The organism is Bradyrhizobium sp. i1.15.2 (assembly GCF_040548425.1).
Classification (GTDB): domain Bacteria; phylum Pseudomonadota; class Alphaproteobacteria; order Rhizobiales; family Xanthobacteraceae; genus Bradyrhizobium; species Bradyrhizobium canariense.
In genome coordinates this window covers 480907-506573 of the sequence record NZ_JBEPRQ010000001.1, presented here as the reverse complement: position 1 = coordinate 506573, position 25667 = coordinate 480907, and the positions used below count along the sequence as shown (strand labels likewise).

Genomic DNA, 25667 nt, shown 5'->3' with positions numbered 1-25667 from the left:
CAAGGGTGGCCCATGGCCGGGGAAGATCGACGCCTCTCAGGCGGCGCGACATTCATCGATTTCCAGACCGAGCCGTCCCGCTACCGGCACTGGAAGCTCGCGGTCGACGGTGACGTCGCCACGTTGACCATGGACGTCGACGAGAACGGCGGCCTGTTCGAGGGCTATCTGCTCAAGCTCAATTCCTACGATCTCGGCGTCGACATCGAGCTTGCCGACGCGGTTCAGCGCCTGCGCTTCGAGCACCCCGAGGTGAAGGTCGTGGTGATGCGCTCGGCCAAGAACAGGGTGTTCTGCGCCGGCGCCAACATCCGCATGCTCGCGGGCTCGACGCATGCCCACAAGGTCAATTTCTGCAAGTTCACCAACGAGACCCGCAATGGCATGGAAGACTCGTCGGAGAATTCCGGCCAGCGCTTCATCACCGTCGTGAACGGCTCGGCCGCCGGCGGCGGCTATGAGCTCGCGCTCGCCACCGACTACATCATGCTCGCCGATGACGGCGCGTCCGCCGTCGCCTTGCCCGAAGTGCCGCTGCTCGCGGTGCTGCCGGGCACCGGCGGCCTCACCCGTGTGGTCGACAAGCGCAAGGTGCGCCGCGATCACGCTGATTTCTTCTGCACCATCGAAGAAGGCGTGAAGGGCAAGCGCGCCGTGCAATGGCGCCTGGTCGACGAGATCGCGCCGAACAGCAAGCTCGAAGGCAAGGTTGCCGAGCGCGCCAGGGAATTCGCCGACAGCTCGAAGCGCAAGGGCAGCGGCAAGGGCATCGCGCTGACGCCGCTCAAGCGCATCATCGACGAGACCAGCATCCGCTACGGCTTTGTCACGGTCGATATCGACCGCGCGGCGCGGATCGCCACGATCTCGATCAAGGCGCCTGAAGTCGCGCCGCCCGCCGACATCGACGGCATGATGGCGCAGGGTGTCGCGTTCTGGCCGCTTCAGGTCGCGCGCGAACTCGACGACGCCATCCTGCATCTGCGCATCAACGAGCTCGAGATCGCGATGCTCGTGTTCAAAAGCCATGGCGACCGCGCCCAAGTGCTCGCCTGCGACGCCTTCCTCGAAGCCAACAAGGCGCACTGGCTGGTCAACGAAATCAGGCACTACTGGAAGCGTGTCTTGAAGCGCATCGACGTCACCTCGCGGACGCTGGTGACGCTGGTCGAGCCCGGCTCCTGCTTTGCCGGCACGCTCGCCGAGCTCGTCTTCGCCGCCGACCGCTCCTACATGCTGATCGGCACGCGCCAGGGCGACAACCGCCCGCCGCCGTCGATCGAACTGTCAGCGATGAATTTTGGCCCGTATCCGATGAGCCATGGCCTGACGCGGCTTCAGTCGCGCTTCCAGGCCGATCCGGCCGATGTGGAACGCGCGGAAGCCACGATGGGCACGGCGCTGGACGCCGAGCAGGCCGAAGAGCTCGGCCTCGTCACCTTCGCGCTCGACGACATCGACTGGGATGATGAAGTTCGCGTGTTCCTGGAAGAGCGCGCCAGCTTCTCGCCCGACAGCCTCACCGGCATGGAAGCGAGCCTTCGCTTCGTCGGCCCCGAGACGATGGAATCGAAAATCTTCTCGCGCCTCACCGCGTGGCAGAACTGGATCTTCCAGCGCCCGAACGCGGTCGGCGAGGAAGGCGCGCTGCGCCGCTACGGCAGCGGCCAGAAGCCGAAATTCGATATGACGCGGGTGTAACGATTCTCGTGTCCCGGGCGCGCTGCGGCACCAAAAGCGCAACGCGCGTCTTCAACGCGCTATGGTGACGCTGCGCAGAACCGGGACCCATGTGGACCGAACAATGGGTCCCGGCTCTGCAGCGCACCGCTTCGCGCTGCGCAGCGTCCGGGACAGAAGACAGACCAAGGAGCACGGCCATGAGCATGAACATCATGAACGTCGACTACTCGACCAAGATTCCGAACAACGTCAATCTGGCCGAAGACCGCCAGGTGCTCAAGGCGCTGGAAGGCTGGCATCCCGGCTACATGGACTGGTGGAAAGACATGGGGCCGGAAGGCTTCCAGGAATCGCTGGTGTACTTGCGCACCGCCTATTCGGTCGATCCGCGCGGCTGGGCCAAGTTCGATTACGTGCGGATGCCCGAGTATCGCTGGGGCATTCTCCTTGCTCCCCAGGAAGAGAACCGGGTCGTGCCGTTCGGCGAGCATTTTGGCGAGCCGGCATGGCAGGAAGTCCCGGGTGAATATCGCGCCATGCTGCGCCGTCTGATCGTGATCCAGGGCGACACCGAGCCGGCCTCCGTCGAGCAGCAGCGCCACCTCGGCAAGACCGCGCCCTCGCTGTACGACATGCGCAATCTGTTCCAGGTCAATGTCGAGGAAGGCCGTCACCTCTGGGCGATGGTGTACCTGCTGCAGAAGTACTTCGGGCGCGACGGACGTGAAGAGGCTGACGATTTGTTGCGCCGCCGCTCGGGTGACGCTGACTCGCCGCGCATGCTGGGCGCCTTCAACGAGGCGACCCCGGACTGGCTGTCCTTCTTCATGTTCACCTATTTCACCGACCGCGACGGCAAGATGCAGCTGCATTCGCTGGCGCAGTCCGGCTTCGATCCCTTGTCACGCACCTGCCGCTTCATGCTGACGGAAGAAGCGCACCACATGTTCGTCGGCGAGACCGGCATCACCCGCGTCGTGCAGCGCACCTGCGATGCGATGCGCGAAGCCGGCATCACCGATCCCACCGACATCGCGAAGGTCCGCGCGCTCGGCGTGATCGACCTGCCGACCATCCAGAAGAAGCTGAACCTGCACTATACGTTGTCGCTTGATCTCTTCGGCTCGGAAGTCTCGACCAACGCGGCCAACGCCTTCAACACCGGCATCAAGGGCCGCTATCACGAGACCCAGATCGACGACGATCATCAGCTCAAGAACGCCACCTATCCGGTGCTGAAGTTCATCGACGGCGAGATCAAGCTGGTGGACGAGCCGGCGCTCACCGCGCTCAACATGCGCCTGCGCGACGACTACAGCCAGGATTGCGTCAAGGGCATGCTGCGCTGGAACAAGGTGATCTCGACCGCGGGCTACCAGTTTCAGCTCAAGCTGCCCAACGTCGCCTTCCATCGCCATATCGGCGAGTTCAAGGGCATCCACGCGACGCCGGATGGTCTGTTGATCGACGACGCCACCTGGGCGAAGCGCAAGGACGAATGGCTGCCATCGACCGCCGACGGCGACTTCATCACCTCGCTGATGCAGCCCGTCACCGAGACCGGCCAGTTCGCCTCCTGGATCTCGCCGCCGAAAGTCGGCATCGACAACAAGCCCGGCGATTTCGAGTATGTGAGGATCGAGTCGTAAGTGTCTTCTTCACCTCTCCCCGCTTGCGGGGAGAGGTCGGATCGCTCTTGCGATCCGGGTGAGGGGGTACAGGTGCGGCGACAATCTCACGCGCGGAGAGAGCCCCTCACCCCAACCCTCTCCCCGTAAGAACGGGGCGAGGGAGCGCACTGTCCGCGCGGCGGGCTCGAGCCCCTACCCCGCGATCTCCAGCCCCGCGTTCGCGTACACCACGCCGCCATCCACCGCGATGGTGTTGCCGACCACGTAGTCACCCGCGCGCGAGGCGAGATAGATCGCCACGCCGGCCATGTCCTCGTCGGTTCCGATCCGCCGCGCCGGAATGCGCTTGGCGACATCCTCCGAATGGTCGCGCGCAGTCCGGTTCATGTCGGACTTGAACGCGCCGGGCGCGATCGCGGTGACATTGATGTTGTCCTTGATCAGTTTCGTCGCCATGCGCCGCGTCAAATGGATCACCGCGGCCTTGCTCGCGGCATAGGAGTAGGTCTCGCCGGGATTGACGAAGATGCCGTCAACCGAGGCGATGTTGATGACCTTGGCGGGCCGCTCATGCGAAGCCGCCGCGCGCAGCGGCTTGGCCAGCGCCTTGGTCAGGAAGAACAGCGACTTGACGTTGAGGTCCATCACCTTGTCCCAGCCGCTTTCGGGGAATTCGTCGAACTCCGCGCCCCAGGCAGCCCCTGCATTGTTGACGAGGATGTCGAGCTTCGGCTCCAGCTTGATGATTTCGCCAGCGAGCCTGTCGCAGCCGTCGACGGTCGAGATGTCGATCGGCAGCGCGATGCACTCACCGTCATATCGGCCTGACAGCTCGTTCGCGGTGGCTTCGCAAGGCCCGGCCTTGCGCGCGGTGATATAGACCTTCGCGGCCCCTGCGCTGAGAAATCCCGCCGCGATCATCTTGCCGATGCCGCGCGAACCGCCGGTCACCAGTGCGACGCGGCCTTTGAGCGAGAACAGATCGTTGAACATGGTGCCTCCCTTTGTTTGCGCCGGTTGTGGGCGGGGTGGGGAGGGGAGTCAAGGAAGGCGCCGCATCGTCGTCCTGGCGAAAGCCAGGACCCATTACCCCAGGATAGAGTTGTTTGAATGAGCTGTGGCCCGAGCGCGTCGCAAAATGGACAGCGGTGTCAATGGGTCCTGGCTTTCGCCAGGACGACGGCTGAATTCGGGACGACAGCGGAGATTCGAAACTACGCCGCCGCGATCCTGCGGAAGCCGTTCCACATCGCGGTCGCAGCGCCCGAGGTCAGCACCGGCAGAATCCGCGTGTCCTGGTAATTGCCGTTGAGCGAGACCCGTGGCAGCGCGGTCATGTGGCCGGCGTTTTCGGCGAACAGCATGCCGGGCCGCGTCGTCACCGCGGTCTTGAAGCCGGCGGATGCAGCGAGCACGAATTCACGCTCGCCCGCCGCCTCGCGATCGCCATAGGGATAGGCCAGATGTTGAACGTTGCGGCCCAGCGCCTGCTCGATTCGCGCGCGGCTCACGGCCATCTCCTGCGTGGCGATCGCTTCGCTTTGCTTGGCGAGATTGCAATGGCTGACGGAATGCGCGCCGATCGTGACCAGGGGATCGGCGGCAAATGTCTTCACCTCCTCCCAGGACAGGCAGAGGCTGCGGCACAGCGCGGCCATGTCGACGCCGTATTTCGTGCAGAGCGCCTCGATCTCGCGCTTGAGATCGTGCTCGCCGGGCAGCGCGCGCAACCAGTCGTGCAGGCGGTCGAACGCCGCCTGCTTGGCGGCTGGCGTCGTCGCATCGAGCCGCAGCGCGGCATTGCCGATCGTCACCTCGATCTGCTCGGTCTTGGCGATGACGGCCTCCAGCGCCTCCCACCACAGCCGGCCCGTGCCCTCCGCGAAATCGCTGGCGACATAGACCGCCAGAGGCGCGTCAAATTCGCGCAGAACCGGCAGCGCAAAATCGAGATTGTCGCGATAGCCATCGTCGAGCGTGAAGGCGGCGAAGCGGCGGTCGAACCGGCGCCGCACCAGCCGCTCATGCAGCTCGTCCATGCTGACGATGTCGATCTCGCGCGAGCGCAGATGACGCAGGGTCGCGCGCAGGAATTCGGGGGTGACTTCGAGATGCCTGTTCGGCTGGAACGCCGCCGCGCGGGCCGGCCGCACGTGATGCAGCATGAAAATGGCGCCGACGCCCGACAAAAGCGGCCGCAACAGGTGGTGGGCGCCGCTGAAATAGAGTGCTTCCAGCCCGGCGCGGATGACGTTGTTACGGAGTTGTTTCATGACCCGCTGGCGGACTTTGGCATTCCGCCTTCAACTTACGGAAGAACCCTTGAAGAAAAAGTTATTCCAATTGTCCACGCCCGGCCTTCGGAAGGGCGTCATTTCCGGTTTGACAGCCCGCCAAGGGTTTGTTTTGTCTCCGGTTCCAGAGTTCGGGTCGTCGAATGCAGAAGCTTTTCAGGTGGGCCAGCAAATGGTGGCCGGGGCTCATCCCCCTGGCCGTCATGTGGGGATTTGCGGCCTGGAATAACACTTTGCCGGTCGAGGCGGACCTTTCCGCCCGCAGCTCGGCGGCTCTGAAGGACACCGTTCTGGACAAGACCCGGATCGCGGTGGACGGCCGCGACGTCAGCCTGGCTGCGGACGCGTTTTCCGAGGAGGGTCGCCGCGACGCTGTTGTGGCGGTCGAGACCGTGCCCGGCGTGCGCCTGGTCGACGACCGGACCCGCCTTGTGCCCGAGGCAAAGCCCTTCGTCTGGAACGCCGAACGCGACGTGGTGCGGGTTACGCTGTCAGGCTCCGCGCCCCTGCCGTCGATGAAGGGCCGCCTGACCGAGGCGGCCCGCAAGGAAGTCGGCGGTACCGAGGTGGCCGATCAGATGGGTTTGGCACGCGGCGCACCGCCGCGGTTCGAGGCGGCTGCGATGCTGCTGCTCGACCAGATCGGCAAGCTCAAGGATGGCAAGATCACGATCACGGACACCAAAGTCACTCTGTCGGGGATGGCGCGCGATCTCGGCGGCCGCGAAGCAGTCGCAGCGGCGCTCAAAAACCTGCCCGAGGGCTTTTCGATCGCCGCCAACGACGTCAAGGCGCCGCCTTACGTCTTCCAGGCCTACAAGGATCCGGTGGCCGCGACGGTGACGCTGACCGGCTATGTTCCCGACAACAATGTCCACGCGGCCATCGCCACCAGCGCGTCGCGGAAATTCTTCAACGAAAAAATCGTCGACAATCTCAAGGCCAGCGTCGGCGCGCCCGGCTCCTTCAGCCCCGCCGTGGTCGCGGCGCTCGGCGCGCTGTCGCGACTGTCGACCGGCACGCTCGTCGTGTCCGACCGCGAGGTGAAGCTGTCGGGCGATGCGCTCTATGAAGGTGCCGCCAACGACATCCGCGCAAGCCTCGGCAAGGATTTTCCGAAAAACTGGCAGTACAAGCCGGAAATCACGGTGAAACCCGCGGCCGGGCCGGTCGACGGCACCGTGTGCCAGCAATTGTTCTCCGAGCTTTTGGCCAAGGCCAAGATTCGCTTCGGGGCGAAGCGCGCCGAGATCGATCCGGATTCCGCCGGCATTCTCGATCATCTGATCGAGACGGCATTGCGCTGTCCCACCACCAATATCGAGGTCGCCGGGCATACCGATGCCGACGGCGAGGATTCCTTCAACCAGGCACTCTCGGAGAAGCGCGCGCAGGCGGTGATCGACTATCTGGTCAAGGCCGGCCTGCCTGCCAGCCGCTTCACCGCGGTCGGCTACGGCAGCACGCAGCCGGTCGCCGGTAATGACAGCGAAGACGCCAAGGCGCAGAACCGCCGCATCGAATTTCTGGTGAGGTGACGATGCCCTATCTCGTCTCGTTCCATCTGGGCTGGCTGATCGGCTCGCTGCTACTCGGCTTCTGCATGGGCTGGATCTCGGTGGTCCAACGCGGCAACGGCACCTCGAAAGTGACCGCGCGCTGGCTCGCCGTGTTTGTTGCCGGCCTGGTCGCGGCCTCGTTCGCGCATGTGGTCCCCGGCCGCTTCGGCTACTGGCTCGACCTCGGCCTGATCATGTTCGCCTGCTATCTCGTCGGCGGCGCCATTGGCGCCTGGCTGCGCGATCGGGTGGTCGCGCGCAGCATGCCGCCGGCCTGAGCGGCTGAGCTGAGAGGCAAACGCGCGCCCGCTATCGCGCTCATCACCTGCTCCGCCATCAGATTTCAAGGGCGAGGATGTGGCGCTTGACATCAATACGTACGTACGTATTATAACGCCATGCCAAAGCCCTCACTCAAAGACGCCATTCTCGACGCCGGCCTGAAGGTCATGTTTCGGACCGGCTATCACGGCACCAGCGTGCGCGACGTCACCACTGCTGCGGGCGCGCCGCAGGGGTCCTTCACCAATCATTTCCGCTCAAAGGAAGCATTCGCCTCCGAGGTGCTCGACCGCTACTTCGAGATCACAAGGGCGCTGGTCGCCGAGGCGCTCGACGACACCTCGCTGACCCCGCGGGCGCGGCTGAAGCGCTACCTGGACATCATCACTGGCCGGCTCGAAGCGGACGGCTACGGCCGCGGCTGCCTGATTGGCGATCTCAGTCTGGAGGCGACCGGCAGCAGCGAGATGCTGCGCGGGCGCCTCGCGGCCATCTTTGCTGAATGGCGCATGCCGTTCGCCGCCTGCATCAGGGATGCCCAAACCAGCGGCGAGATTGCCTCCGATTTCGAGCCTGAGGAGCTCGCCGACTTCCTGCTCGCGTCCTGGCAGGGCGCGATCCTGCGCATGAAGGTCGACCGCAATCCCAAAGCGCTCGAACGTTTCAAGACCATCGCATTCCAAACCGTGTTCAAGGAGCTGACATGACCAAGCAGATCGAGATCAAGATTCGCAAAGCGTCCGTCCTCGGAAGCAGCATGGCCTATCGTGAGGCAGGCGCGCAGAACGCGCCGGTCGCGCTCTTCCTGCACGGCAATCCGACTTCCTCGTACATCTGGCGCAACATCATGCCCTTGGTGTCACCGGTCGCGCATTGCCTCGCGCCCGACAACATCGGCTTCGGTCAGTCCGATAAGCCCGACATCGACTACCGCTTCTTCGATCACGTCCGCTATGTCGATGCCTTCATCGAACAGCGCGGCCTTACGTCGGCCTATCTGGTCGCGCAGGATTGGGGCACGGCGCTCGCATTTCATCTTGCGGAGCGCCGCCCGGATTTTGTGCGCGGCCTCGCTTTCATGGAGTTCATCCGTCCGATGCCGACCTGGCAGGACTTCCACGACACCGAGGTTGCCGAAGAGCAGGAGCATGCCGAGGCGGCGCGGGCGGCCTTCCGTAAATTCAGGACGCCGGGCGAGGGCGAGGCGATGATCCTCGAGGCGAATGCCTTCGTCGAGCGCGTGCTGCCGGGCGGCATCGTGCGCAAGCTCAGCGAGGACGAGATGGCGCCCTATCGCACGCCGTTCCCGACACCGGAGAGCCGCCGGCCCGTTCTTGCGCTTCCGCGCGAACTGCCGATCGGAGGCGAGCCTGCTGACGTCTATGAGGCGCTCCAGTCCGCGCATGCAGCGCTGGCCGCGTCGTCCTATCCAAAGCTCCTGTTCACCGGCGAGCCCGGAGCTCTGGTCGCACCGGAATTCGCCGAACGGTTTGCAGCCTCCCTGAAGCACTGCGCGCTGGTTCGTCTCGGCGCCGGCCTGCATTTCCTCCAGGAGGATCACCCCGAGGCGATCGGGCGCTCCGTGGCCGGCTGGATCGCGGGCATCGAGGCGGTGCGCCCGCAGCTTGCGGCCTGAGCAGAACGCTACCTCCGAACGACATGCTCATCGCGGCCGCTGGCCGGCGGCCGCGATGACGTCTGTGATGTCGCAGTGCAACCGGATGATCGAGCGCGAGCCGTCGGCCACGTAATCGTGCGCGCCGCAGCGGCCGCGCGCGGAGCGACCCTCTTTCAACAGCGGAATCCCGCCCATAGATTGATTTCGACTTAAGCCGTGACGGAACATTGTACGGCCGAAATCATCAAAACTTCATGGCGTCTGCGCAGGATTGCCATGGAGATTCGCGTCAGGCTTGCCGCCGAAAGCGCCAAACCGTGCATCAGGAGCCCGCAACCTGCCTAAAACCTTGAAGCCACGACTTTTTGTTCGAATTGTCGAATTCCACTCCGCCCCAAAACGCGCTAGTGGAGGGGCAGGGGGCATGCGCGATGCCGGAGCCGCTGACGAGGATTCGTCGAGTGCCCGTGCGTCGTCCGCCTGTTCGCTGGCCACCCCGGCCGCTGAAGCGTTGTTCGAGGTCTAGATGCTGGAAGCCATACGCAGGGCGATGACGTTTCTGCGCCAGAAGCAAATCCTGCATAAGCTTGGAGTTGTGATCAGCGTCGCTGTCATCGGCATCGCTTGCTATGTGCTCTACCACATGCTGCGCGGCATCGATGTCAACGAAGTCCTCGAAGCGATCAAGAGCACCGAGCCGAGCCAGATTGCGCTGGCGGCTTTGTTCGTCGCCGCGGGCTATTTCACGCTGACCTTCTACGACCTGTTCGCCGTGCGCGCGATCGGCCACGCCCACGTCCCCTATCGCATCAACGCGCTCGCCGCCTTCACCAGCTATTCGATCGGCCACAATGTCGGCGCCAGCGTCTTCACCGGCGGCGCGGTGCGCTACCGCATCTATTCCGCCTACGGCCTGAACGCGATCGACGTCGCAAAGATCTGCTTCCTCGCCGGCCTGACCTTCTGGCTCGGCAATGCCGCGGTGCTGGGCCTCGGCATCTCCTATCATCCGGAGGCCGCGGCCTCGATCGACATGCTTCCGCCCTGGCTGAACCGGATGCTGGCGATGATGATCATCGTCGGGCTGGTCGCCTACGTGGTCTGGGTCTGGACCCAGCCCCGGATGGTCGGCCGCGGGCCCTGGACCGTGATGCTGCCGGGCGGCCCGCTGACGCTGCTCCAGATCGCGATCGGCATCATCGATCTCGGCTTCTGCGCGCTGGCGATGTACGTGCTGGTCCCGGACGAGCCCAATCTCGGCTTCGTGGTGGTCGCGGTGATCTTCGTCTCGGCCACGCTGCTCGGCTTTGCCAGCCATTCGCCCGGAGGCCTTGGCGTGTTCGACGCGGCCATGCTGGTCGGACTCTGGCAGATGGACCGCGAGGAGCTGCTGGGCGGGATGCTGCTGTTCCGCGTCCTCTATTATCTGTCCCCTTTCGTCATATCTGTAATCTTGCTGACGTTTCGCGAAGTTATCATCGGCGCACGATCGAAGCGCCTGCAGCAGGCGGCGCTCAAGCTCGACCCCGGGCCCGCGCCTAAAGCCGCTTACGTGAGAAAGCGCAGCGACAGCGGCGCCTGACCGGCGCAACGTCCTTTGGAGAAGCCCGCCCCGATGGCGATCGACGCCCCATCTTCTCCCTCCTCCCAGCCCTGGTCCGACCGGCTGCGGCACTCGACCGTCATCCTGATCGCCGCGGCGCTGGCGCTGTCGGTGGTGGTCTCGCTGGGCGAATTGTCGGCACTGCATGCGATTGCGGTGTTCTTCTGCGTCGCGGCCGCAGCGCTGATCCCGTGGCGCCTGCACGATACTGCCGCCTCGCGCGAAGAGACCCGCCGCGTCAACCCGGTCGAGAGCGCGGCGGTCGCCGCGGTGGTTGCCGGCATGCCCGATCCCGCGGTGCTGCTCGACCGCGCCGGCCGCGTCATCCATCTCAACGCCGCAGCCGCCCAGCTCGCGCCGGCGCTGCGCCGAAATGAGCTCGCTCAGTTCGCGCTGCGCTCGCCCGAGATCATCACGGCGCTGCGCGAGTCGATCGCGACCACCGAGCCGCGGCGCGCGACCTATCTCGACCATGTCCCGGTCGATCGCTGGATGGAGCTGACCATCACGCCGGTGCCGGTGCCGACCACCTTCGGCGGCGCCGACAAATGCATGCTGATGACCTTTCACGACCAGACGCCGCTGCGTCGGGTCGAGGAGATGCGGGCCGATTTCGTCGCCAACGCCAGCCACGAGCTGCGCACGCCGCTGGCCGCACTGTCCGGCTTCATCGACACGCTTCAGGGGCAGGCCAAGGACGATCCCAAGGCGCGCGAGCGCTTCCTCGGCATCATGCACAACCAGGCCACCCGGATGGCGCGCCTGATCGACGATCTGCTGTCGCTGTCGCGGGTGGAGCTGTCGGCCCATGTGCGGCCCGACACCCTCGTCGACCTGCTGCCGATCATCTTGCAGGTCGCCGACGGGCTCGAGCCGCTGGCGCGGGAACGCCAGGTCGAGGTCGAGACCCAGCTCCCTGAGATCCCGGTACTGATCGCGGGGGACCGCGAGGAGCTGCTCCGCCTGTTCGAGAATTTGATCGAGAACGCGCTCAAATACGGCGCCGCGGGCGGTCGCGTCATCGTGTCGCTGATGCCAGGCGCCGCCCCTGATGGAACTCAGGAAATCCGGGTCCTGGTCCGGGATTTCGGCCCCGGCATCGCGCCGGAGCATCTGCCGCGGCTGACCGAACGGTTCTACCGGGTCGATGTCGGCGACAGCCGCTCGCAGGGCGGCACCGGCCTCGGATTATCGCTGGTGAAACATATTCTTAACCGCCATCGCGGCCGGCTTTTGATCGAAAGCGTGCCCAAACAGGGCGCCACTTTCACCGCCTGTTTCCCCCAGGGCAAGCCTGCGGCTCTGAGCTAAATTCCAGCGATTTCAGCTGCTTAACGCTGTCATCCGACTGTCACCAAACCTTCGTAAAAGCTCAGCTGTCCGCTCCTAAAGGGGCGGCACGGGGAGCGCGATCGGGCGCGGATGGCGCTTCGCTCCCCTGTATGGAGACCAGCATGAATTTCCTCAAAACACTCGTCGCTGCTGGCATCGTCGCCGCATCGACGACGGCGGCCTTTGCTGCCGATATCACCGGTGCCGGTGCGACGTTCCCGTTCCCGATCTATTCCAAATGGGCTGACGCCTATAAGAAGGAGACCGGCAACGGTCTGAACTACCAGTCGATCGGCTCCGGCGGCGGCATCAAGCAGATCCAGGCCAAGACCGTGACCTTCGGCGCCAGCGACGCGCCGCTCAAGGCCGAGCAGCTCGAGAAGGACGGCCTCGTCCAGTGGCCGATGGTGATGGGTGCCATCGTTCCCGTCGTCAACATCGAGGGCGTGAAGCCCGGCGAGATGGTGTTCGACGGCGAGACGCTGGCCAGCATCTATCTCGGCAAGATCACCAAATGGGATGACGCCGCGATCAAGAAGCTCAACCCGAACGTGAAGCTGCCCTCGGAGGCCATCACCGTGGTCCGCCGTTCGGACGGCTCTGGCACCACCTTCAACTTCACCAACTACCTCGCCAAGGCCAGCGCGGACTGGAAGAGCAAGGTCGGTGAGGGTACCGCGGTCGAGTGGCCGGTCGGCGTCGGCGCCAAGGGCAACGAAGGCGTGTCCGGCAACATCAGCCAGACCAAGAACTCGATCGGCTACGTCGAGTACGCCTATGCCAAGCAGAACAAGCTGACCTACACCGGTCTCGTCAACAAGGCCGGCAAGCCGGTGCAGCCCACCGTCGAAGCGTTCCAGGCGGCCGCCTCCAACGCCGACTGGGCCAAGGCTCCCGGCTACTACGTCATCCTGACCGACCAGCCCGGCGAGAAGTCCTGGCCGATCACGGCGGCGACCTTCATCCTGATGCACAAGGACGCCACCGACAAGGCGGCCTCGCAGGAAGCCATCAAGTTCTTCCGCTGGGCCTTCAAGAACGGCGGCAAGGCGGCTGAAGAGCTCGACTACATCCCGATGCCGGACCCGGTCGTTCAGCTGATCGAGAAGACCTGGGCTGCCGAAATCAAGAGCTAGCTTCGCGACGCTCGTGCCCCGGATGCGCTGCGCCGCATCCGGGGCACGGACCAACAAAAAAACGTATGCTATTTAGTACAGGGGATCGGCGTGGCAGAGATGGCCGTTCAGAGCGATGTAATCGACGACGCCGGACCGTATGATCGCGCCAAGGCCTTGAGCGCGTTCAAGCTCGGCGACGTTACCTTCTACTGGATCACGCGGCTCTCCGCGATCTCGGTGCTTCTGATCCTCGGCGGCATCATCATTTCGCTGATCGTCGGCGCCTTCCCGGCGATGAAGGAATTCGGGGTCTCGTTCCTGTGGACGCAGCGCTGGGCGCCGTCGGCCGATCCGCCGGTGCTCGGCGCGCTCGGGCCAATGTACGGCACGCTCGTCACCTCCTTCATCGCGATGCTGATCGCCATTCCCGTGGGTCTCGGCATTGCGATCTTCCTCACCGAGCTCTGCCCGCAATGGCTGCGCCGCCCGATCGGCATGGCGATCGAGCTGCTCGCCGGCATCCCCTCGATCATCTACGGCATGTGGGGCTTCTTCGTGTTGGGTCCGTTCCTCGCCAACACGTTCCAGCCCTTCATGATCAAGATCTTCGACGGCGTGCCCGTGCTGGGCGCGATCTTCGCAGGTCCCCCGTCCTATCTCAGCCTGTTCAATGCCGCGCTGATCCTCGCCATCATGGTGCTGCCCTTCATCACCTCGATCTCAGTCGACGTGTTCAAGACCGTGCCTCCGGTGCTGAAGGAAGCCGCCTACGGCGTCGGCTGCACCACCTGGGAAGTCGTCCGCAGCGTGGTGATCCCCTACACCCGCGTCGGCGTCATCGGTGGCGTCATGCTGGCGCTGGGCCGGGCGCTCGGCGAGACCATGGCGGTGACCTTCATCATCGGCAACTCGTTCCGGATCTCGTCCTCGATCTTCGCCCCCGGCACCACGATCTCGGCGGCGATCGCATCCGAGTTCGCCGAGAGCGACGGCCTGCACCAGTCCGGCCTGATCCTGCTCGGCCTCCTGCTGTTCGTGCTGACCTTCTTCGTGCTCGCAGCGGCGCGGCTGATGCTGATGCGGCTGGAAAAGAAGGCGGGGAACTAGCGCCATGAATCCGATCTATTCACGCCGCCGCCGCAAGGACATCGTCGTTCGCGGGCTCTGCATCGCCGCAACGGCCTTCGGCGTCACCTGGCTCGCGCTGATCCTGATCACGCTGCTCTACAATGGACTGGCGGGACTCAATGTCCAGCTGTTCACCGAGAACACGCCGCCTCCCGGATCGAACGAGGGCGGCCTGCTCAACGCCATCGTCGGCTCGCTGATCATGACCGTGATCGGCGTCGGCATTGGCGCGCCGCTCGGCATGTTCGCCGGCACCTATCTCGCCGAATACGGCCGCAATGACCGGCTGACCTCGGTGATCCGCTTCATCAACGACATCCTGCTCTCGGCGCCCTCGATCATCATCGGCCTGTTCATCTACGGCGCGGTGGTGGTGCCGATGCGCGGCTTCTCGGCGATCGCAGGCTCGCTCGCGCTCGCGGTCATCGTGATCCCGGTGGTGCTGCGCACGACCGAGGACATGCTGCTGCTGGTGCCGAACGCGCTGCGCGAGGCGGCCTCGGCGCTCGGCCTGCCGCGTTCGCTGGTGATCAAGCGGATCGCTTATCGCGCCGCGCGCTCCGGCCTCATCACCGGCGTGCTGCTCGCAACCGCTCGCGTCGCCGGTGAAACTGCGCCGCTGCTGTTCACCGCGCTGTCGAACCAGTTCTTCAGCCTCGGCCTGAATAAGACGATGGCGAACCTGCCTGTCACCATCAACAACTTCGTGCAGAGCCCCTATGCCTATTGGAAGCAATTGGCCTGGAGCGGGGCGCTGCTCATCACCCTGACCGTTCTTGCCCTTAATATTGGCGCGCGCATCCTTGGCGCCGAGAGGACCGCAAAATGAGTGATCTTTCCGTATCGATGAGCGCGGCCGGTGGGCTGCCCCACGCGCCGGTGCTGCCGGAGGCGCCCCCGAAGGTGACCGTGCGCAACCTGAACTTCTATTACGGCGAGCACCACGCGCTGAAGAACATCAACCTGACGCTGGGCGCCAATCGCGTCACGGCGTTCATCGGTCCGTCGGGCTGCGGCAAGTCGACCCTGCTGCGCATCTTCAACCGGATGTACGACCTCTATCCCGGCCAGCGCGCCACTGGTCAGCTGATGCTCGACCAGACCAACATCCTCGACGGCAAGCTGGACCTCAATTTGCTGCGCGCCCGCGTCGGCATGGTGTTCCAGAAGCCGACGCCGTTCCCGATGACGATCTACGAGAACATCGCGTTCGGCATCCGCCTGTATGAGAAGATCTCGAAGTCCGAAATGGACGGCCGCGTCGAGAAGGCGCTGCGCGGCGGCGCGCTGTGGAACGAGGTCAAGGACAAGCTCAACGCCTCCGGCCTGTCGCTCTCCGGCGGCCAGCAGCAGCGCCTCTGCATCGCCCGCACCGTCGCGGTGCGGCCCGAGGTGATCCTGTTCGACGAACCCTGTTCGGCGCTCGACCCGATCTCGACCGCCAAGGTCGAGGAGCTGATCCAGGAGCTGTCCGAGGATTACACGATCGCGATCGTCACCCACAACATGCAGCAGGCGGCGCGCGTCTCCGACAAGACCGCCTTCATGTATCTCGGCGAGCTGATCGAGTTCGACGACACCAGCAAGATCTTCACGTCGCCGACCGACCGGCGCACGCAGGATTACATCACCGGCCGGTTCGGCTGAGGAGACGCGACATGGCTTCCGAACATACCGCAAAGGCTTTCGACACCGACCTCCAGGAACTCACCCGCCTGGTCGCCGAGATGGGCGGCATCGCCGAGCGCATGATCGTCGAGTCCGTCGACGCGCTGATCCGCCGCGACGTCCCGCTCGGCCAGCGCGTCGTCGCCATCGACACCGAGCTCGACGCGCTGCAGAAGCGCATCGAGGAGCGTGCGGTGCTCACCATCGCCCGCCGCCAGCCGATGGCGGTCGATCTGCGCGAGATCGTCGGCGCCATGCGCGTCGCGACCGATCTCGAGCGCATCGGCGACCTCGCCAAGAACATGGGCAAGCGCGTCGCGGCGCTGGAGACGGACTTCCATCCGCTCAAGCTGTTCCGCGGCCTCGAGCACATGACCGACCTCGTGCAGCAGCAGGTCAAGTCGGTGCTGGACGCCTATGCCGCGCATGATTTGCCGGCGGCGATGGCGGTGTGGAAGGGCGACGAGGAAGTCGACGCCATCTGCACCTCGCTGTTCCGCGAGCTCCTCACCTACATGATGGAGGATCCGCGCAACATCTCGTTCTGTATTCACCTGATGTTCTGCGCCAAGAACATCGAGCGGATCGGCGACCACGCCACCAACATCGCCGAGACCGTGTTCTACATGATCGAGGGCCAGGCGATCACCGACAAGCGGCCGAAGGGCGACATGACGACCTTCGCCAACACGGTACCGAACACCTGAAGACTTAAGGGAGCGACGACGCGATGGGCGCACGCATTATGGTGGTTGAGGACGAGGAAGCCCTGACCGAGCTTCTCCGCTACAACCTCGAAGGCGACGGCTATGACGTCGAGACGGTGATGCGCGGCGACGACGCCGACACCCGCCTCAAGGAGCACATCCCCGATCTGATCGTGCTCGACTGGATGCTGCCGGGCCTGTCAGGCATCGAATTGTGCCGGCGGCTTCGCACCCGTCCCGAGACCAAGCAGCTCCCGATCATCATGCTCACCGCGCGCGGTGAGGAGAGCGAGCGGGTGCGGGGTCTTGCGACCGGCGCCGACGATTACATCGTCAAGCCGTTCTCGGTGCCGGAGCTGCTGGCACGCGTGAAGGGCCTGCTGCGGCGTGCAAGCCCGGAGCGGCTCGCCACCGTGCTTGCTTTTGGCGACATCGAGCTCGACCGTGACAAGCGCCGCGTGGCGCGATCGGGCCGGCCGATCGATCTCGGTCCGACCGAATATCGCCTGCTGGAGTTCTTCCTGGAGCATCCGGGCCGGGTGTTCTCGCGCGAGCAACTGCTCGACAGCGTCTGGGGCCGCGACATCTATATCGACGAGCGTACCGTCGACGTGCATATCGGCCGCCTGCGCAAGCTGCTCAATCTCGGCCGCGAGCAAGACCCGATCCGCACCGTCCGCGGCGCCGGCTACGCGCTGGATGATCGGTTTGCGAAGGCGGAGCAGGTGTAGGGTTGCAGGCTTGTTTGTTGGCGAGCTGTCCCTGCATTCTCCGATGTCGTCCCGGACAAGCGAGCGCTGATCCGGGACCCATAACCACAGGGAGTGGTTTGGCGAAGACTCAGAGTTACCCCTTTCGCACGACTACTGCGTGCTCGGAGTATGGGTCCTGGCTTTCGCCAGGACGACACTGAAATTATTGAACTGTCTTTGCGCGACGACTTGCCCTGATTACCGCGGACCCGGCTTCACCGGTGCGCGGCGCCGATCCGACGCCGGCTGGTACGCAACACGCGAGTGCTGGGCGCAATAGGGCAGGCCGGACAGCGCCCGTCCACCGCAGAAGAAGAAGTCCGGGCTCGAGGGATCGCCGACCGGCCAGTGGCAGGTCGCCTCGTTCAATTCGAGCAGCGACAGCCGCTGGCTCATCGGCACCACGTTGTCGTAGGTGACCGGATCCGGCTCAGCCTCGACCTCGAAGGCCTGCGCCAGCGCGGTGTTGCCGCGCGAGATCGGGCGGCTCACCCGCATCATGTGCTGCGCGGGGCGCGCCTTGCGCGGCCGGGGCGCTGCCGATGATGGGCTCTTGGCGCGGCCCGAAAGACCGAGCCTGTGCACTTTGCCGATCACGGCATTGCGGGTCACATTGCCGAGCTCCGCCGCGATCTGGCTGGCCGAAAGTCCGGCCTCCCAGAGCTTTTTCAGCTGCTCGACGCGATCATCGGACCAGGTCAAAACCGTCATTGCACCCTTTCCCTCGCTGCGCGCCAGCCATCCTGGGGCCTCGCAGCGAATGCCTAAGCCTTCAAAAACCCGTGCCGCCAGAATCCCTTAAGGCTCGCCGGGCGCGTCTTGAACGCCCGAACGTTTACGCCGGTACATAAGGACTTAAAGATCAGAACCACTGCACGAGATGTCGTATCTGACAATCCAAACGCTACAATATGGCGTGACTCCCGCGCAAGAGTCCGCCGACTCGCTTCCACATGTTCCGTGGCTAAATCCCGCAAAATCGGCACCGCAAGACTACGGATTCAGCGTTTCGCGAGGCTTTCCGGGCGGCATTGACACCCGTTTCACCAGGCCTAAGATAGTCGCACGTGCCGCCCTCAAGAGGCGGCACGTTTCGTTTTCCGGGCCGGTCGATGGTGCGTTGCGTAATGCACGCTTACACCGTCCGCAACATTCAAGTGACCGTCATGACTAACAGCGCAGCGCCGCATTTGCTCCCCGTTTTCGCCAGGTCCGACCTCGGTTTCGAGCGTGGCGAAGGCTGCTGGCTGATCGCGACCAATGGCGAGCGCTATCTCGATTTCACCTCCGGGGTGGCGGTGAATGCGCTCGGCCATGCCCATCCGGCGCTGGTCGCGGCGTTGCAGGAACAGGCCACGAAGCTCTGGCACATGTCGAACCTGTTCCAGAGCCCGGACGGCGAAAAGCTTGCCGCGCGCCTGTGCAATGAAAGTTTCGCGGACTTCGTGTTCTTCTGCAATTCCGGCGCCGAAGCGCTGGAATGCGTGATCAAGGTCGTGCGCCGCTATCACGCCGCGAAGGGCCATCCAGACCGCTATCGCATGATCACCTTCGAAGGCGCCTTCCATGGCCGCACGCTGGCGACGCTGGCCGCGACGGGTTCGGCAAAATATCTCGAAGGTTTCGGCCCACCCATGGAGGGCTTCGACCAGGTTGCGCATGGCGATCTCGAGGCAGTGAAAAAGGCGATCGGTCCGCAGACCGCCGGCATCCTGATCGAGCCGATCCAGGGCGAGGGCGGTGTGCGTTCGGCAACGCCTGCCTTCCTGAGGGCGTTGCGCCAGCTCTGCGACGAGCGCGGCCTGTTGCTCGCCTTCGACGAGGTGCAGACCGGCATGGGCCGCACCGGCGATCTGTTCGCGTACCGCCGCCTTGGCGTCGAACCCGACGTGATGTCGCTGGCCAAGGCGCTCGGCGGCGGCTTCCCGATCGGCGCCTGCCTTGCGACCGCGGAAGCGGCGTCCGGCATGACGCCGGGCTCGCACGGCTCGACCTTCGGCGGCAATCCGCTCGCGATCGCGGCGGCGAATGCCGTGCTCGACGTCATGCTCAAGCCCGGCTTCTTCGACCACGTGCAGAGGATGTCGCTGCTGCTCAAGCAGAAGCTCGCCTCCGTGATCGACCGTCATGGCGATGTCGTCAGCGAAGTGCGCGGCGAGGGCCTCCTGATCGGCATCAAGGCCGTGGTGCCTTCCGGCGATCTCGTTGCCGCCTTGCGCGCCGAAAAGCTGCTCACCGTCGGCGCCGGTGACAATGTCGTGCGTTTCCTGCCGCCTTTGATCGTCACCGAGGCCGAGATCGAGGACAGCGTCGGGCGGCTCGAGCGCGCCTGCACGGCGTTGTCCGGCAACAAGCGGGCGGCAAGCTGATGAGCAAGTCGCCCGATAATACACCCAAGAAAACACCGAAGCACTTCCTCGATATCAACGAGCTGCCGCTGTCGGAGCTCAAGCGCATGCTGGCCGCGTCCTCCGCGATGAAGGCGAAGCAGAAGGCGCATCAGCCGGTCAGGCCGCTCGAAGGCAAGACGCTGGCGATGATCTTCGAGCGGCCCTCGACGCGGACGCGGGTGTCGTTCGATGTCGCCATGCGCCAGCTCGGCGGCGAGCCCATCATGCTCACAGGCGCCGAGATGCAGCTCGGTCGCGGCGAGACCATCGCCGACACCGCGCGGGTGCTGTCGCGCTATGTCGACGCCATCATGATCCGCATCCTCAATCACGATGCGCTGCTGGAGCTTGCGGCAAACGCCACCGTGCCCGTCATCAACGGCCTGACGCGGCGCTCGCATCCCTGCCAGGTGATGGCCGACCTCATGACCTACGAGGAACATCGCGGCCCGATCGAGGGCAAGACGGTGGCCTGGACCGGCGACGACAATAACGTGCTGGCGTCCTGGGCGCACGCCGCCGAGCGCTTCAAGTTCCAGCTCAATGTCGCGACGCCTCCGGAGCTCGCGCCGAAAAAAGCGATGCGCGACTTCATCAAGGCGACCGGCGCGCCGATCATGCTCGGCACGGATGCCGAAGCCGCCGTGAAGGGCGCCGATTGTGTCGTGACCGACACCTGGGTGTCGATGGGCGACAAGGAAGGCGAGCACCGCCACAACGTGCTCAAGCCCTATCAGGTCAATGCCCAGCTGATGTCGCTGGCCAAGCCCGATGCGCTGTTCATGCACTGCCTGCCCGCCCATCGCGGCGAGGAGGTCACCGACGAGGTGATCGACGGTCCGCAATCCGTCGTATTCGACGAGGCCGAAAACCGCCTGCACGCGCAGAAGGGCATTCTGGCCTGGTGCTTCGACGCGGTGAAGTAACGCGGGCCGGTGAAGTAGCTTTGGATCGTCGTCCTGGCTTTCGCCAGGACGACACCGAGTTTGCCGTGCTTGCGTACGATCCGTTCTGCATTCCGGACCACAGCCCTCACCCCCCTTCCAATTCCGCCTTCCGACCCCAGATAAAGCGCCATGGTTTCCCAATCCCCTGACATGAAAACCGGGCTCGAGGGCCCGGTTCGCGCGCCATCCGCGGTTCCGATCGACGACGCCGTGCTGCCTTACGAGGTCGACGCGCTTGATGTGCGCGGTCGGTTGGTGCGGCTTGGTCCGGCGCTCGACGAAATCCTGACCAAGCACGATTACCCGGCGCCGGTCGGCAAGCTGCTCGGCGAGGCCATCGTGCTGACCACGCTGCTCGGCTCGTCGCTGAAGTTCGAAGGCCGCTTCATCCTCCAGGCCCAGACCGACGGTCCTGTGTCGTTCCTGGTCGTGGACTATCAGGCGCCGGATCGCCTGCGCGCCTATGCGCGCTATGATGCCGCGCGCCTCGGCGAAGTCCAGGATTCCGGCAAGACTTCCGGCGCGCTGCTGGGCCACGGTCATCTGGCCATGACCATCGACCAGGGCCCCGACATGAGCCGCTACCAGGGCCTGGTCGCGCTCGACGGCGGCAGCCTCGAAGACGCCGCTCACGAATATTTCCTGCGCTCCGAGCAGATCCCGACACGCGTGCGTCTCGCCGTGGGCGAGGAGTGGCGTTCGAACGACGGCGGCAAGCATCGCTGGCGTGCCGGCGGCATGCTGATGCAGTTCCTGCCGAAGGCGCCCGAGCGCGCGCGGCAGGCCGATCTGCATCCCGGCGATGCGCCCGAGGGCGTCGAGGTCCATGCCGTCGCTGAAGACGATGCCTGGGTCGAGGCGCGCTCGCTGATCGAAACCGTCGAAGACGTCGAGCTGATCGATCCCGAGCTGTCCGGCGAGCGGTTGCTCTACCGTCTCTTCCACGAACGCGGCGTGCGCGTGTTCAATCCGCTGCCCTTGAAGGCGCAATGCTCCTGCTCGCGCGATGCGGTGGCATCGATGCTGAAGAGCTTTTCGTCCGACGACCGTGCCGCAATGGTCAAGGACGACAAGGTCGTCGTGACCTGCGAGTTCTGCAGCTCGGTGTACGAGTTCACACCGGATGAGGCGGGCGTCGAGGACGCGTAGCGCGGTGCCGTAGGGTGGGCAAAGCGAAGCGTGCCCACCATTTCCAGCGCTAGTTCAACACCCGCTTGTTATCCGGGCTGTCCAGCGAGAACGTCGGCACGTCGATCTCGAAGCGTTCGCCGCTTGCGCTGACCATCTGGTAGCGGCCGGTCATGAAGCCCGAGGCGGTCGTGAGCGGCACGCCGGAGGTGTATTCGAAGCGTTCGCCGGGCGCGAGCGTCGGCTGCTCGCCGACGACGCCCTCGCCTTTCACCTCCTGCTGCCGGCCGGTGGCATCGGTGATGATCCAGTGCCGCGTCTTGAGCTGCACGGTCTCATCGCCGGAATTGGTGATGACGATGGTGTAGGCCCAGAAATAACGGGAGCGGTCGGCCGACGACTGCTCCGGAACAAAGTTCGGCTCGACGGTCACTTCGATCTGGCGGGTCACGGCGCGGTACATGATTGCCATCATACCGAAAACCGCCCGGGAACCAAACGCCGGAGGCGGCCTTGGCGACATCGTCCCGCCTGAATTCGCAGGGAAGTACACGTCCAAGTGTAGGTCCAAACGTACTTGCATGTGATCCGGTGGCTTTGCGAGATGACGGCCGGACCGGTACACTCCTTGCCACGTCGCGATTTGCGGAAGGGTTTTTAGGCCCCCGATGACTATTGCCGACCAAGTGACGGGATCGACGATCGCGGGAACCGCTAAACCTGTGGAGGTCAAGTCCGCGGGGGCAAAGCGGCGCGCGGCCGCGCCGGCCATTTCGCTGCCCGCCATCGGGGAGCGCGAGCTCCGGCTCGACCTGTTCCGCGGCCTTGCGCTGTGGCTGATCTTCATCGACCATTTGCCGCCGAGCCTTCTGACCTGGTTCACGATCCGCAATTACGGCTTCAGCGACGCCACCGAGATCTTCATCTTCATCTCCGGCTATACCGCCGCCTTCGTGTACGGTCGGGCGATGCTGGAGTCCGGCATTGTCGTCGCCACCGCGCGCATCCTGCGGCGCGTCTGGCAGATCTATGTCGCCCACGTCTTCCTGTTCACGATCTTCCTTGCCGAAATCTCCTACGTCGCGACCAGGTTCGAGAACCCGCTCTACACCGAAGAGATGGGCATCATGGATTTCCTCAAGCAGCCCGACGTGACGATCGTGCAGGCGCTGCTGCTGCGCTTCCGTCCGGTCAACATGGACGTGCTGCCGCTCTATATCGTGCTGATGCTGGCGCTGCCCTTGATCCTGTGGCTGATGAAATGGCGCCCCGACGTGACGCTCGGCCTCTCGGTCGCGCTCTACGCGGTGACCTGGGAATACGACCTCTATCTGTCCGCCTATCCGAACGGCTTCTGGGCCTTCAATCCCTTCGCCTGGCAATTGCTGTTCGTGTTCGGGGCATGGTGCGCGCTCGGGGGTGCGCGACGCATGTCGCGCATTCTGGCTTCGCGGGTGACGATGTGGATCGCGATCGCCTATCTGGTCGCGGCATTCTACGTGACGCTGACCTGGTATGTGCCGCAGCTCTCCCATTTCATGCCGAAGCGGCTCGAGCAGTGGATGTATCCGATCGACAAGGCCGACCTGGACGTGCTGCGCTTCACGCATTTCCTGGCGCTGGCCGCGCTCACCGTACGCGTCCTGCCGCGGGACTGGCCGGGCCTGAAATCGCCATGGCTGCGGCCGCTGATCCTGTGCGGCTCGCATTCCCTGGAGATATTCTGTCTCGGCGTCTTCCTCGCCTTTGCCGGCCATTTCATCCTGGCCGAGGTCTCGGGCGGCCCGGTCATGCATGCGCTAATTAGTCTCTCCGGAATTCTGATCATGTGGGCCATGGCCTGGCTGATTTCGTGGTACAAGCGGGTGGCTGACAAGAGCGGTTCGAAAACCAAAAGCGCCGTCGGCAGCGCCGATATGGCGGGAGGGGGCTGATGAAGGCGAAGGTTTTCCTGAGCCTGATCCTGCTGTGCGGTGGTCTCGCCGCGCCTCCGGCGCGCGCGGACGATGCTGCGCCGGCTGCTTCAGCCGCGCCCGCAGCCTGTGAAGTGCCGTCCTATCTGCTCACCAGCGAAAGCCAGCTTCCCAAGGTCGCCGATGCCGTGAAGGCCGGCAAGCCGCTCGAAATCCTGGTCATCGGCAGTCGCTCGACCACAATTCCGGCTTCCGAGGACGCCTCTTATCCGGCGCGGATGCAGGCCATTCTGAAGGACAAGCTGTCGCCGTCCGAGATAGTCCACGTCTCCGTAGAAATACAGAGCAAGAAAACGGCCGAGGAGGCGGCCGCCAGTTTCGTTAAGCTGATGGAAGCAAAAGCACCTACTTTGGTTATCTGGCAGACCGGGACTGTCGATGCTATCCGAGCCATCGATCCCGATGATTTTCGCGGCGCAGTGACCGGAGGGGTTGTTGCGCTGCAAAAGGCAGGGGCTGACGTCGTCTTGATGAACTTGCAGTACAGTCCGCGTACCGAAACCATGATCTCGGTGCCGCCATACCTCGACAATATGCGGGTGGTGGCGCAGGAGCACGATATTCCGCTGTTCGATCGTTTCGCGATCATGCGGCAGTGGAATGACCAGGGGCAGTTCGACCTGTTCAGCCCGTCGCGCGGGCCTGAGCTGGCGAAGCAGGTCCATGATTGCCTTGGCCGGGCGTTGGCACAGTTCGTGATCGACGCTGCGCATCTGGAGCCGGCCCAGCAGCAAAATTGAGGTCTAGCGTTAATGAGTTCTCTCCGCCCTTTTTGCCTGACGGCATGGCTGGCTGCGCCTGCAGCAGCGGTGCTGCTGTTGCTGAGTCCGGCCTGGCAATCGCACGCGCAGACGCAGGGCGCGCAGGCAACGCCGGCCCCGCAGCAGTCGGCTAATCCGGCTCCCGCTTCACCGTCCCAGACGACCGTCGCAGCGACGTCCCCCGACCAGCGCGGCATCACGGCGCGCGCCATCGACAAGGTGAAGCAGGTCGCGAAATCCGCCGGCGACGTCTTCAGCCGCGTGCCCTGCCTGTCGCCGAAGGGCGGCGCTAAGGCGATGGGCTCGCTGCCGCATGTCGCGGGCAAGCTCGTCGCCGGCCAGCCCGTCGTCATCGTCGCATTCGGCTCGTCCTCGACCGCGGGATTCGGTGCGAGCTCGCCGGAGTTCAACTATCCCAATCGTCTTGCCGCGCAGCTGCACCGGCACTATCCGACAGCCGACATCACCGTCGTCAATGCCGGCGTCGGCGGCGAGGACGCGCCCGAGATGATGAAGCGCCTTCAGAAGGAGGTGATCGACGTGCATCCGGATCTGGTGATCTGGCAGGTCGGCACCAATGCGGTGCTGCGCAATCTCGATCCCGGCGATACCGCCAAGCTCGTCGAGGACGGCATCAGCCGCATCCAGGCTGCCGGCGGCACCGACGTCGTGCTGGTCGATCCGCAGTATTCGCCAGCCGTCAACCAGCGCGCCGAGAGCGCCGGCAAGATGGTGAAGCTGCTCGGCAAGGTCGCTGAGCTCCGTCACGTCGGCATCTTCCCGCGCTTCGAGGTGATGCGCGACTGGCACGAGAAGCAATCGCTTCCGGTCGAGAGCTTTGTGATCGCCGACGGCCTGCACATGAACGATTGGGGCTACGCCTGCTTCGCCCAGCTCCTCGGCGACGACATCATCCGCTCCGTCGGCCAGATCAAGCTCGGCGTGAACGTGCCCGCGGACGTGCGGACGTACCGGCCGATGTAGCTTGGTGCCGTAGGGTGGGCAAAGGCGCGCTCTTCGCGCGCCGTGCCCACCATCTATCGGCACCGCGATCGTGAAGGGTGGGCACGCTTCGCTTTGCCCACCCTACGAT

Annotated in this window: 25 protein-coding genes; 20 read left to right on the top strand and 5 right to left on the bottom strand. The window is 64.6% G+C overall.

Annotated elements, in window-relative coordinates:
* Positions 1–12: 12 nt before the first annotated feature.
* Both boxC and boxB read left to right on the top strand, forming a co-directional pair.
* On the top strand, positions 13–1701 hold the full coding sequence (gene boxC / locus ABIB80_RS02460) for a 2,3-epoxybenzoyl-CoA dihydrolase (RefSeq protein WP_354127019.1): 1689 nt from the start codon (positions 13–15) through the stop codon (positions 1699–1701).
* Between the two features lie 179 nt (positions 1702–1880).
* Complete coding sequence (boxB, locus tag ABIB80_RS02455; RefSeq protein ID WP_354127018.1) at positions 1881–3332, top strand: benzoyl-CoA 2,3-epoxidase subunit BoxB; 1452 nt, start codon at positions 1881–1883, stop codon at positions 3330–3332.
* A 174-nt stretch (positions 3333–3506) separates the two neighbouring features.
* Here boxB and ABIB80_RS02450 read toward each other — a convergent pair whose 3' ends face one another.
* Both ABIB80_RS02450 and ABIB80_RS02445 read right to left on the bottom strand, forming a co-directional pair.
* Entirely contained in the window at positions 3507–4307 is an 801-nt protein-coding gene (locus ABIB80_RS02450) for an SDR family oxidoreductase (protein ID WP_354127017.1), read from the bottom strand.
* A 221-nt stretch (positions 4308–4528) separates the two neighbouring features.
* Positions 4529–5587, bottom strand: coding sequence for a polysaccharide deacetylase family protein (locus ABIB80_RS02445; RefSeq protein WP_007597893.1), 1059 nt, complete (start codon positions 5585–5587; stop codon positions 4529–4531).
* A 164-nt stretch (positions 5588–5751) separates the two neighbouring features.
* Between ABIB80_RS02445 and ABIB80_RS02440 the strand changes: the two genes are divergently transcribed.
* The 4 genes from ABIB80_RS02440 to ABIB80_RS02425 all read left to right on the top strand — a co-directional run bounded on the left by ABIB80_RS02440 (position 5752) and on the right by ABIB80_RS02425 (position 9085).
* Positions 5752–7146, top strand: a complete 1395-nt coding sequence (locus ABIB80_RS02440; protein ID WP_354127016.1) for an OmpA family protein — start codon at positions 5752–5754, stop codon at positions 7144–7146.
* A 2-nt stretch (positions 7147–7148) separates the two neighbouring features.
* Positions 7149–7445, top strand: coding sequence for a hypothetical protein (locus ABIB80_RS02435; protein ID WP_007597890.1), 297 nt, complete (start codon positions 7149–7151; stop codon positions 7443–7445).
* Between the two features lie 120 nt (positions 7446–7565).
* Positions 7566–8156 carry a TetR/AcrR family transcriptional regulator gene (locus ABIB80_RS02430; RefSeq protein WP_007597889.1) on the top strand — a complete coding sequence of 197 codons (591 nt, stop codon included), beginning with the start codon at positions 7566–7568 and terminating at the stop codon, positions 8154–8156.
* Positions 8153–9085, top strand: coding sequence for a haloalkane dehalogenase (locus ABIB80_RS02425; protein WP_007597888.1), 933 nt, complete (start codon positions 8153–8155; stop codon positions 9083–9085). The genes ABIB80_RS02430 and ABIB80_RS02425 overlap by 4 nt, the downstream gene beginning before the upstream one ends.
* 27 nt (positions 9086–9112) lie before the next feature.
* Here ABIB80_RS02425 and ABIB80_RS02420 read toward each other — a convergent pair whose 3' ends face one another.
* Positions 9113–9244, bottom strand: a complete 132-nt coding sequence (locus ABIB80_RS02420) for a hypothetical protein (protein ID WP_283843401.1) — start codon at positions 9242–9244, stop codon at positions 9113–9115.
* Positions 9245–9593: 349 nt separating this feature from the next.
* Between ABIB80_RS02420 and ABIB80_RS02415 the strand changes: the two genes are divergently transcribed.
* The 8 genes from ABIB80_RS02415 to phoB all read left to right on the top strand — a co-directional run bounded on the left by ABIB80_RS02415 (position 9594) and on the right by phoB (position 17354).
* Positions 9594–10649 (top strand): putative bifunctional lysylphosphatidylglycerol flippase/synthetase, encoded by a 1056-nt coding sequence (locus ABIB80_RS02415; RefSeq protein ID WP_007597887.1) that lies wholly within the window; start codon positions 9594–9596, stop codon positions 10647–10649.
* A gap of 33 nt (positions 10650–10682) precedes the next feature.
* Positions 10683–11981, top strand: a complete 1299-nt coding sequence (locus ABIB80_RS02410) for an ATP-binding protein (protein ID WP_354127015.1) — start codon at positions 10683–10685, stop codon at positions 11979–11981.
* A gap of 143 nt (positions 11982–12124) precedes the next feature.
* A complete protein-coding gene (gene pstS / locus ABIB80_RS02405; RefSeq protein ID WP_007597882.1) occupies positions 12125–13138 on the top strand; it encodes a phosphate ABC transporter substrate-binding protein PstS in 1014 nt (337 codons plus the stop codon).
* Positions 13139–13237: 99 nt separating this feature from the next.
* Positions 13238–14227 carry a phosphate ABC transporter permease subunit PstC gene (pstC, locus tag ABIB80_RS02400; protein ID WP_007615692.1) on the top strand — a complete coding sequence of 330 codons (990 nt, stop codon included), beginning with the start codon at positions 13238–13240 and terminating at the stop codon, positions 14225–14227.
* A 4-nt stretch (positions 14228–14231) separates the two neighbouring features.
* Positions 14232–15077 (top strand): phosphate ABC transporter permease PstA, encoded by an 846-nt coding sequence (gene pstA / locus ABIB80_RS02395; RefSeq protein ID WP_007597877.1) that lies wholly within the window; start codon positions 14232–14234, stop codon positions 15075–15077.
* A complete protein-coding gene (gene pstB, locus ABIB80_RS02390; RefSeq protein ID WP_007597875.1) occupies positions 15074–15895 on the top strand; it encodes a phosphate ABC transporter ATP-binding protein PstB in 822 nt (273 codons plus the stop codon). Before pstA ends, pstB begins: the two co-directional genes overlap by 4 nt.
* An 11-nt stretch (positions 15896–15906) precedes the next feature.
* Positions 15907–16623 carry a phosphate signaling complex protein PhoU gene (phoU, locus tag ABIB80_RS02385; RefSeq protein WP_007597873.1) on the top strand — a complete coding sequence of 239 codons (717 nt, stop codon included), beginning with the start codon at positions 15907–15909 and terminating at the stop codon, positions 16621–16623.
* A gap of 23 nt (positions 16624–16646) precedes the next feature.
* Positions 16647–17354, top strand: a complete 708-nt coding sequence (gene phoB, locus ABIB80_RS02380) for a phosphate regulon transcriptional regulator PhoB (RefSeq protein ID WP_007597871.1) — start codon at positions 16647–16649, stop codon at positions 17352–17354.
* A gap of 219 nt (positions 17355–17573) precedes the next feature.
* Here phoB and ABIB80_RS02375 read toward each other — a convergent pair whose 3' ends face one another.
* Positions 17574–18086, bottom strand: coding sequence for a GcrA family cell cycle regulator (locus tag ABIB80_RS02375; RefSeq protein WP_007597869.1), 513 nt, complete (start codon positions 18084–18086; stop codon positions 17574–17576).
* A 455-nt stretch (positions 18087–18541) separates the two neighbouring features.
* On the opposite strand from ABIB80_RS02375, the gene ABIB80_RS02370 reads away from it, so the two are divergent.
* From ABIB80_RS02370 to ABIB80_RS02360, 3 genes are all read left to right on the top strand, one after another.
* Entirely contained in the window at positions 18542–19744 is a 1203-nt protein-coding gene (locus tag ABIB80_RS02370; protein ID WP_035995336.1) for an aspartate aminotransferase family protein, read from the top strand.
* On the top strand, positions 19744–20691 hold the full coding sequence (argF, locus tag ABIB80_RS02365) for an ornithine carbamoyltransferase (RefSeq protein ID WP_354127014.1): 948 nt from the start codon (positions 19744–19746) through the stop codon (positions 20689–20691). Before ABIB80_RS02370 ends, argF begins: the two co-directional genes overlap by 1 nt.
* A 150-nt stretch (positions 20692–20841) precedes the next feature.
* Positions 20842–21861: an Hsp33 family molecular chaperone gene (locus tag ABIB80_RS02360; protein ID WP_354127013.1), complete on the top strand. Its 1020-nt coding sequence runs from the start codon at positions 20842–20844 to the stop codon at positions 21859–21861.
* Between the two features lie 49 nt (positions 21862–21910).
* Here the strand turns inward: ABIB80_RS02360 and apaG are convergent, their stop codons facing one another.
* Positions 21911–22315 carry a Co2+/Mg2+ efflux facilitator ApaG/CorD gene (apaG, locus tag ABIB80_RS02355; RefSeq protein ID WP_088941063.1) on the bottom strand — a complete coding sequence of 135 codons (405 nt, stop codon included), beginning with the start codon at positions 22313–22315 and terminating at the stop codon, positions 21911–21913.
* Positions 22316–22508: 193 nt separating this feature from the next.
* On the opposite strand from apaG, the gene ABIB80_RS02350 reads away from it, so the two are divergent.
* Genes ABIB80_RS02350 through ABIB80_RS02340 form a run of 3 tightly spaced genes read left to right on the top strand, consistent with a single transcriptional unit; the run spans position 22509 to position 25558 of the window.
* Positions 22509–23774 (top strand): OpgC domain-containing protein, encoded by a 1266-nt coding sequence (locus ABIB80_RS02350; protein WP_007597863.1) that lies wholly within the window; start codon positions 22509–22511, stop codon positions 23772–23774.
* On the top strand, positions 23774–24553 hold the full coding sequence (locus tag ABIB80_RS02345; RefSeq protein ID WP_007597862.1) for an SGNH/GDSL hydrolase family protein: 780 nt from the start codon (positions 23774–23776) through the stop codon (positions 24551–24553). Before ABIB80_RS02350 ends, ABIB80_RS02345 begins: the two co-directional genes overlap by 1 nt.
* A 12-nt stretch (positions 24554–24565) precedes the next feature.
* Positions 24566–25558, top strand: a complete 993-nt coding sequence (locus tag ABIB80_RS02340) for an SGNH/GDSL hydrolase family protein (RefSeq protein ID WP_354127012.1) — start codon at positions 24566–24568, stop codon at positions 25556–25558.
* The last annotated feature ends 109 nt before the right edge of the window (positions 25559–25667 follow it).

Coding starts and splice junctions, on each gene's coding strand:
- ABIB80_RS02360 (WP_354127013.1), top strand. CDS start 20,842: ATGGTTTCCCAATCCCCTGACATGAAAACCGGGCTCGAGGGCCCGGTT.
- ABIB80_RS02430 (WP_007597889.1), top strand. CDS start 7,566: ATGCCAAAGCCCTCACTCAAAGACGCCATTCTCGACGCCGGCCTGAAG.
- pstA (WP_007597877.1), top strand. CDS start 14,232: ATGAATCCGATCTATTCACGCCGCCGCCGCAAGGACATCGTCGTTCGC.
- ABIB80_RS02450 (WP_354127017.1), bottom strand. CDS start 4,307: ATGTTCAACGATCTGTTCTCGCTCAAAGGCCGCGTCGCACTGGTGACC.
- phoB (WP_007597871.1), top strand. CDS start 16,647: ATGGGCGCACGCATTATGGTGGTTGAGGACGAGGAAGCCCTGACCGAG.
- pstS (WP_007597882.1), top strand. CDS start 12,125: ATGAATTTCCTCAAAACACTCGTCGCTGCTGGCATCGTCGCCGCATCG.
- ABIB80_RS02370 (WP_035995336.1), top strand. CDS start 18,542: ATGACTAACAGCGCAGCGCCGCATTTGCTCCCCGTTTTCGCCAGGTCC.
- ABIB80_RS02345 (WP_007597862.1), top strand. CDS start 23,774: ATGAAGGCGAAGGTTTTCCTGAGCCTGATCCTGCTGTGCGGTGGTCTC.
- ABIB80_RS02445 (WP_007597893.1), bottom strand. CDS start 5,587: ATGAAACAACTCCGTAACAACGTCATCCGCGCCGGGCTGGAAGCACTC.
- pstC (WP_007615692.1), top strand. CDS start 13,238: ATGGCCGTTCAGAGCGATGTAATCGACGACGCCGGACCGTATGATCGC.
- ABIB80_RS02350 (WP_007597863.1), top strand. CDS start 22,509: ATGACTATTGCCGACCAAGTGACGGGATCGACGATCGCGGGAACCGCT.
- boxC (WP_354127019.1), top strand. CDS start 13: ATGGCCGGGGAAGATCGACGCCTCTCAGGCGGCGCGACATTCATCGAT.
- phoU (WP_007597873.1), top strand. CDS start 15,907: ATGGCTTCCGAACATACCGCAAAGGCTTTCGACACCGACCTCCAGGAA.
- pstB (WP_007597875.1), top strand. CDS start 15,074: ATGAGTGATCTTTCCGTATCGATGAGCGCGGCCGGTGGGCTGCCCCAC.
- ABIB80_RS02340 (WP_354127012.1), top strand. CDS start 24,566: ATGAGTTCTCTCCGCCCTTTTTGCCTGACGGCATGGCTGGCTGCGCCT.
- apaG (WP_088941063.1), bottom strand. CDS start 22,315: ATGATGGCAATCATGTACCGCGCCGTGACCCGCCAGATCGAAGTGACC.
- ABIB80_RS02440 (WP_354127016.1), top strand. CDS start 5,752: ATGCAGAAGCTTTTCAGGTGGGCCAGCAAATGGTGGCCGGGGCTCATC.
- argF (WP_354127014.1), top strand. CDS start 19,744: ATGAGCAAGTCGCCCGATAATACACCCAAGAAAACACCGAAGCACTTC.
- ABIB80_RS02410 (WP_354127015.1), top strand. CDS start 10,683: ATGGCGATCGACGCCCCATCTTCTCCCTCCTCCCAGCCCTGGTCCGAC.
- ABIB80_RS02435 (WP_007597890.1), top strand. CDS start 7,149: ATGCCCTATCTCGTCTCGTTCCATCTGGGCTGGCTGATCGGCTCGCTG.
- boxB (WP_354127018.1), top strand. CDS start 1,881: ATGAGCATGAACATCATGAACGTCGACTACTCGACCAAGATTCCGAAC.
- ABIB80_RS02375 (WP_007597869.1), bottom strand. CDS start 18,086: ATGACGGTTTTGACCTGGTCCGATGATCGCGTCGAGCAGCTGAAAAAG.
- ABIB80_RS02415 (WP_007597887.1), top strand. CDS start 9,594: ATGCTGGAAGCCATACGCAGGGCGATGACGTTTCTGCGCCAGAAGCAA.
- ABIB80_RS02425 (WP_007597888.1), top strand. CDS start 8,153: ATGACCAAGCAGATCGAGATCAAGATTCGCAAAGCGTCCGTCCTCGGA.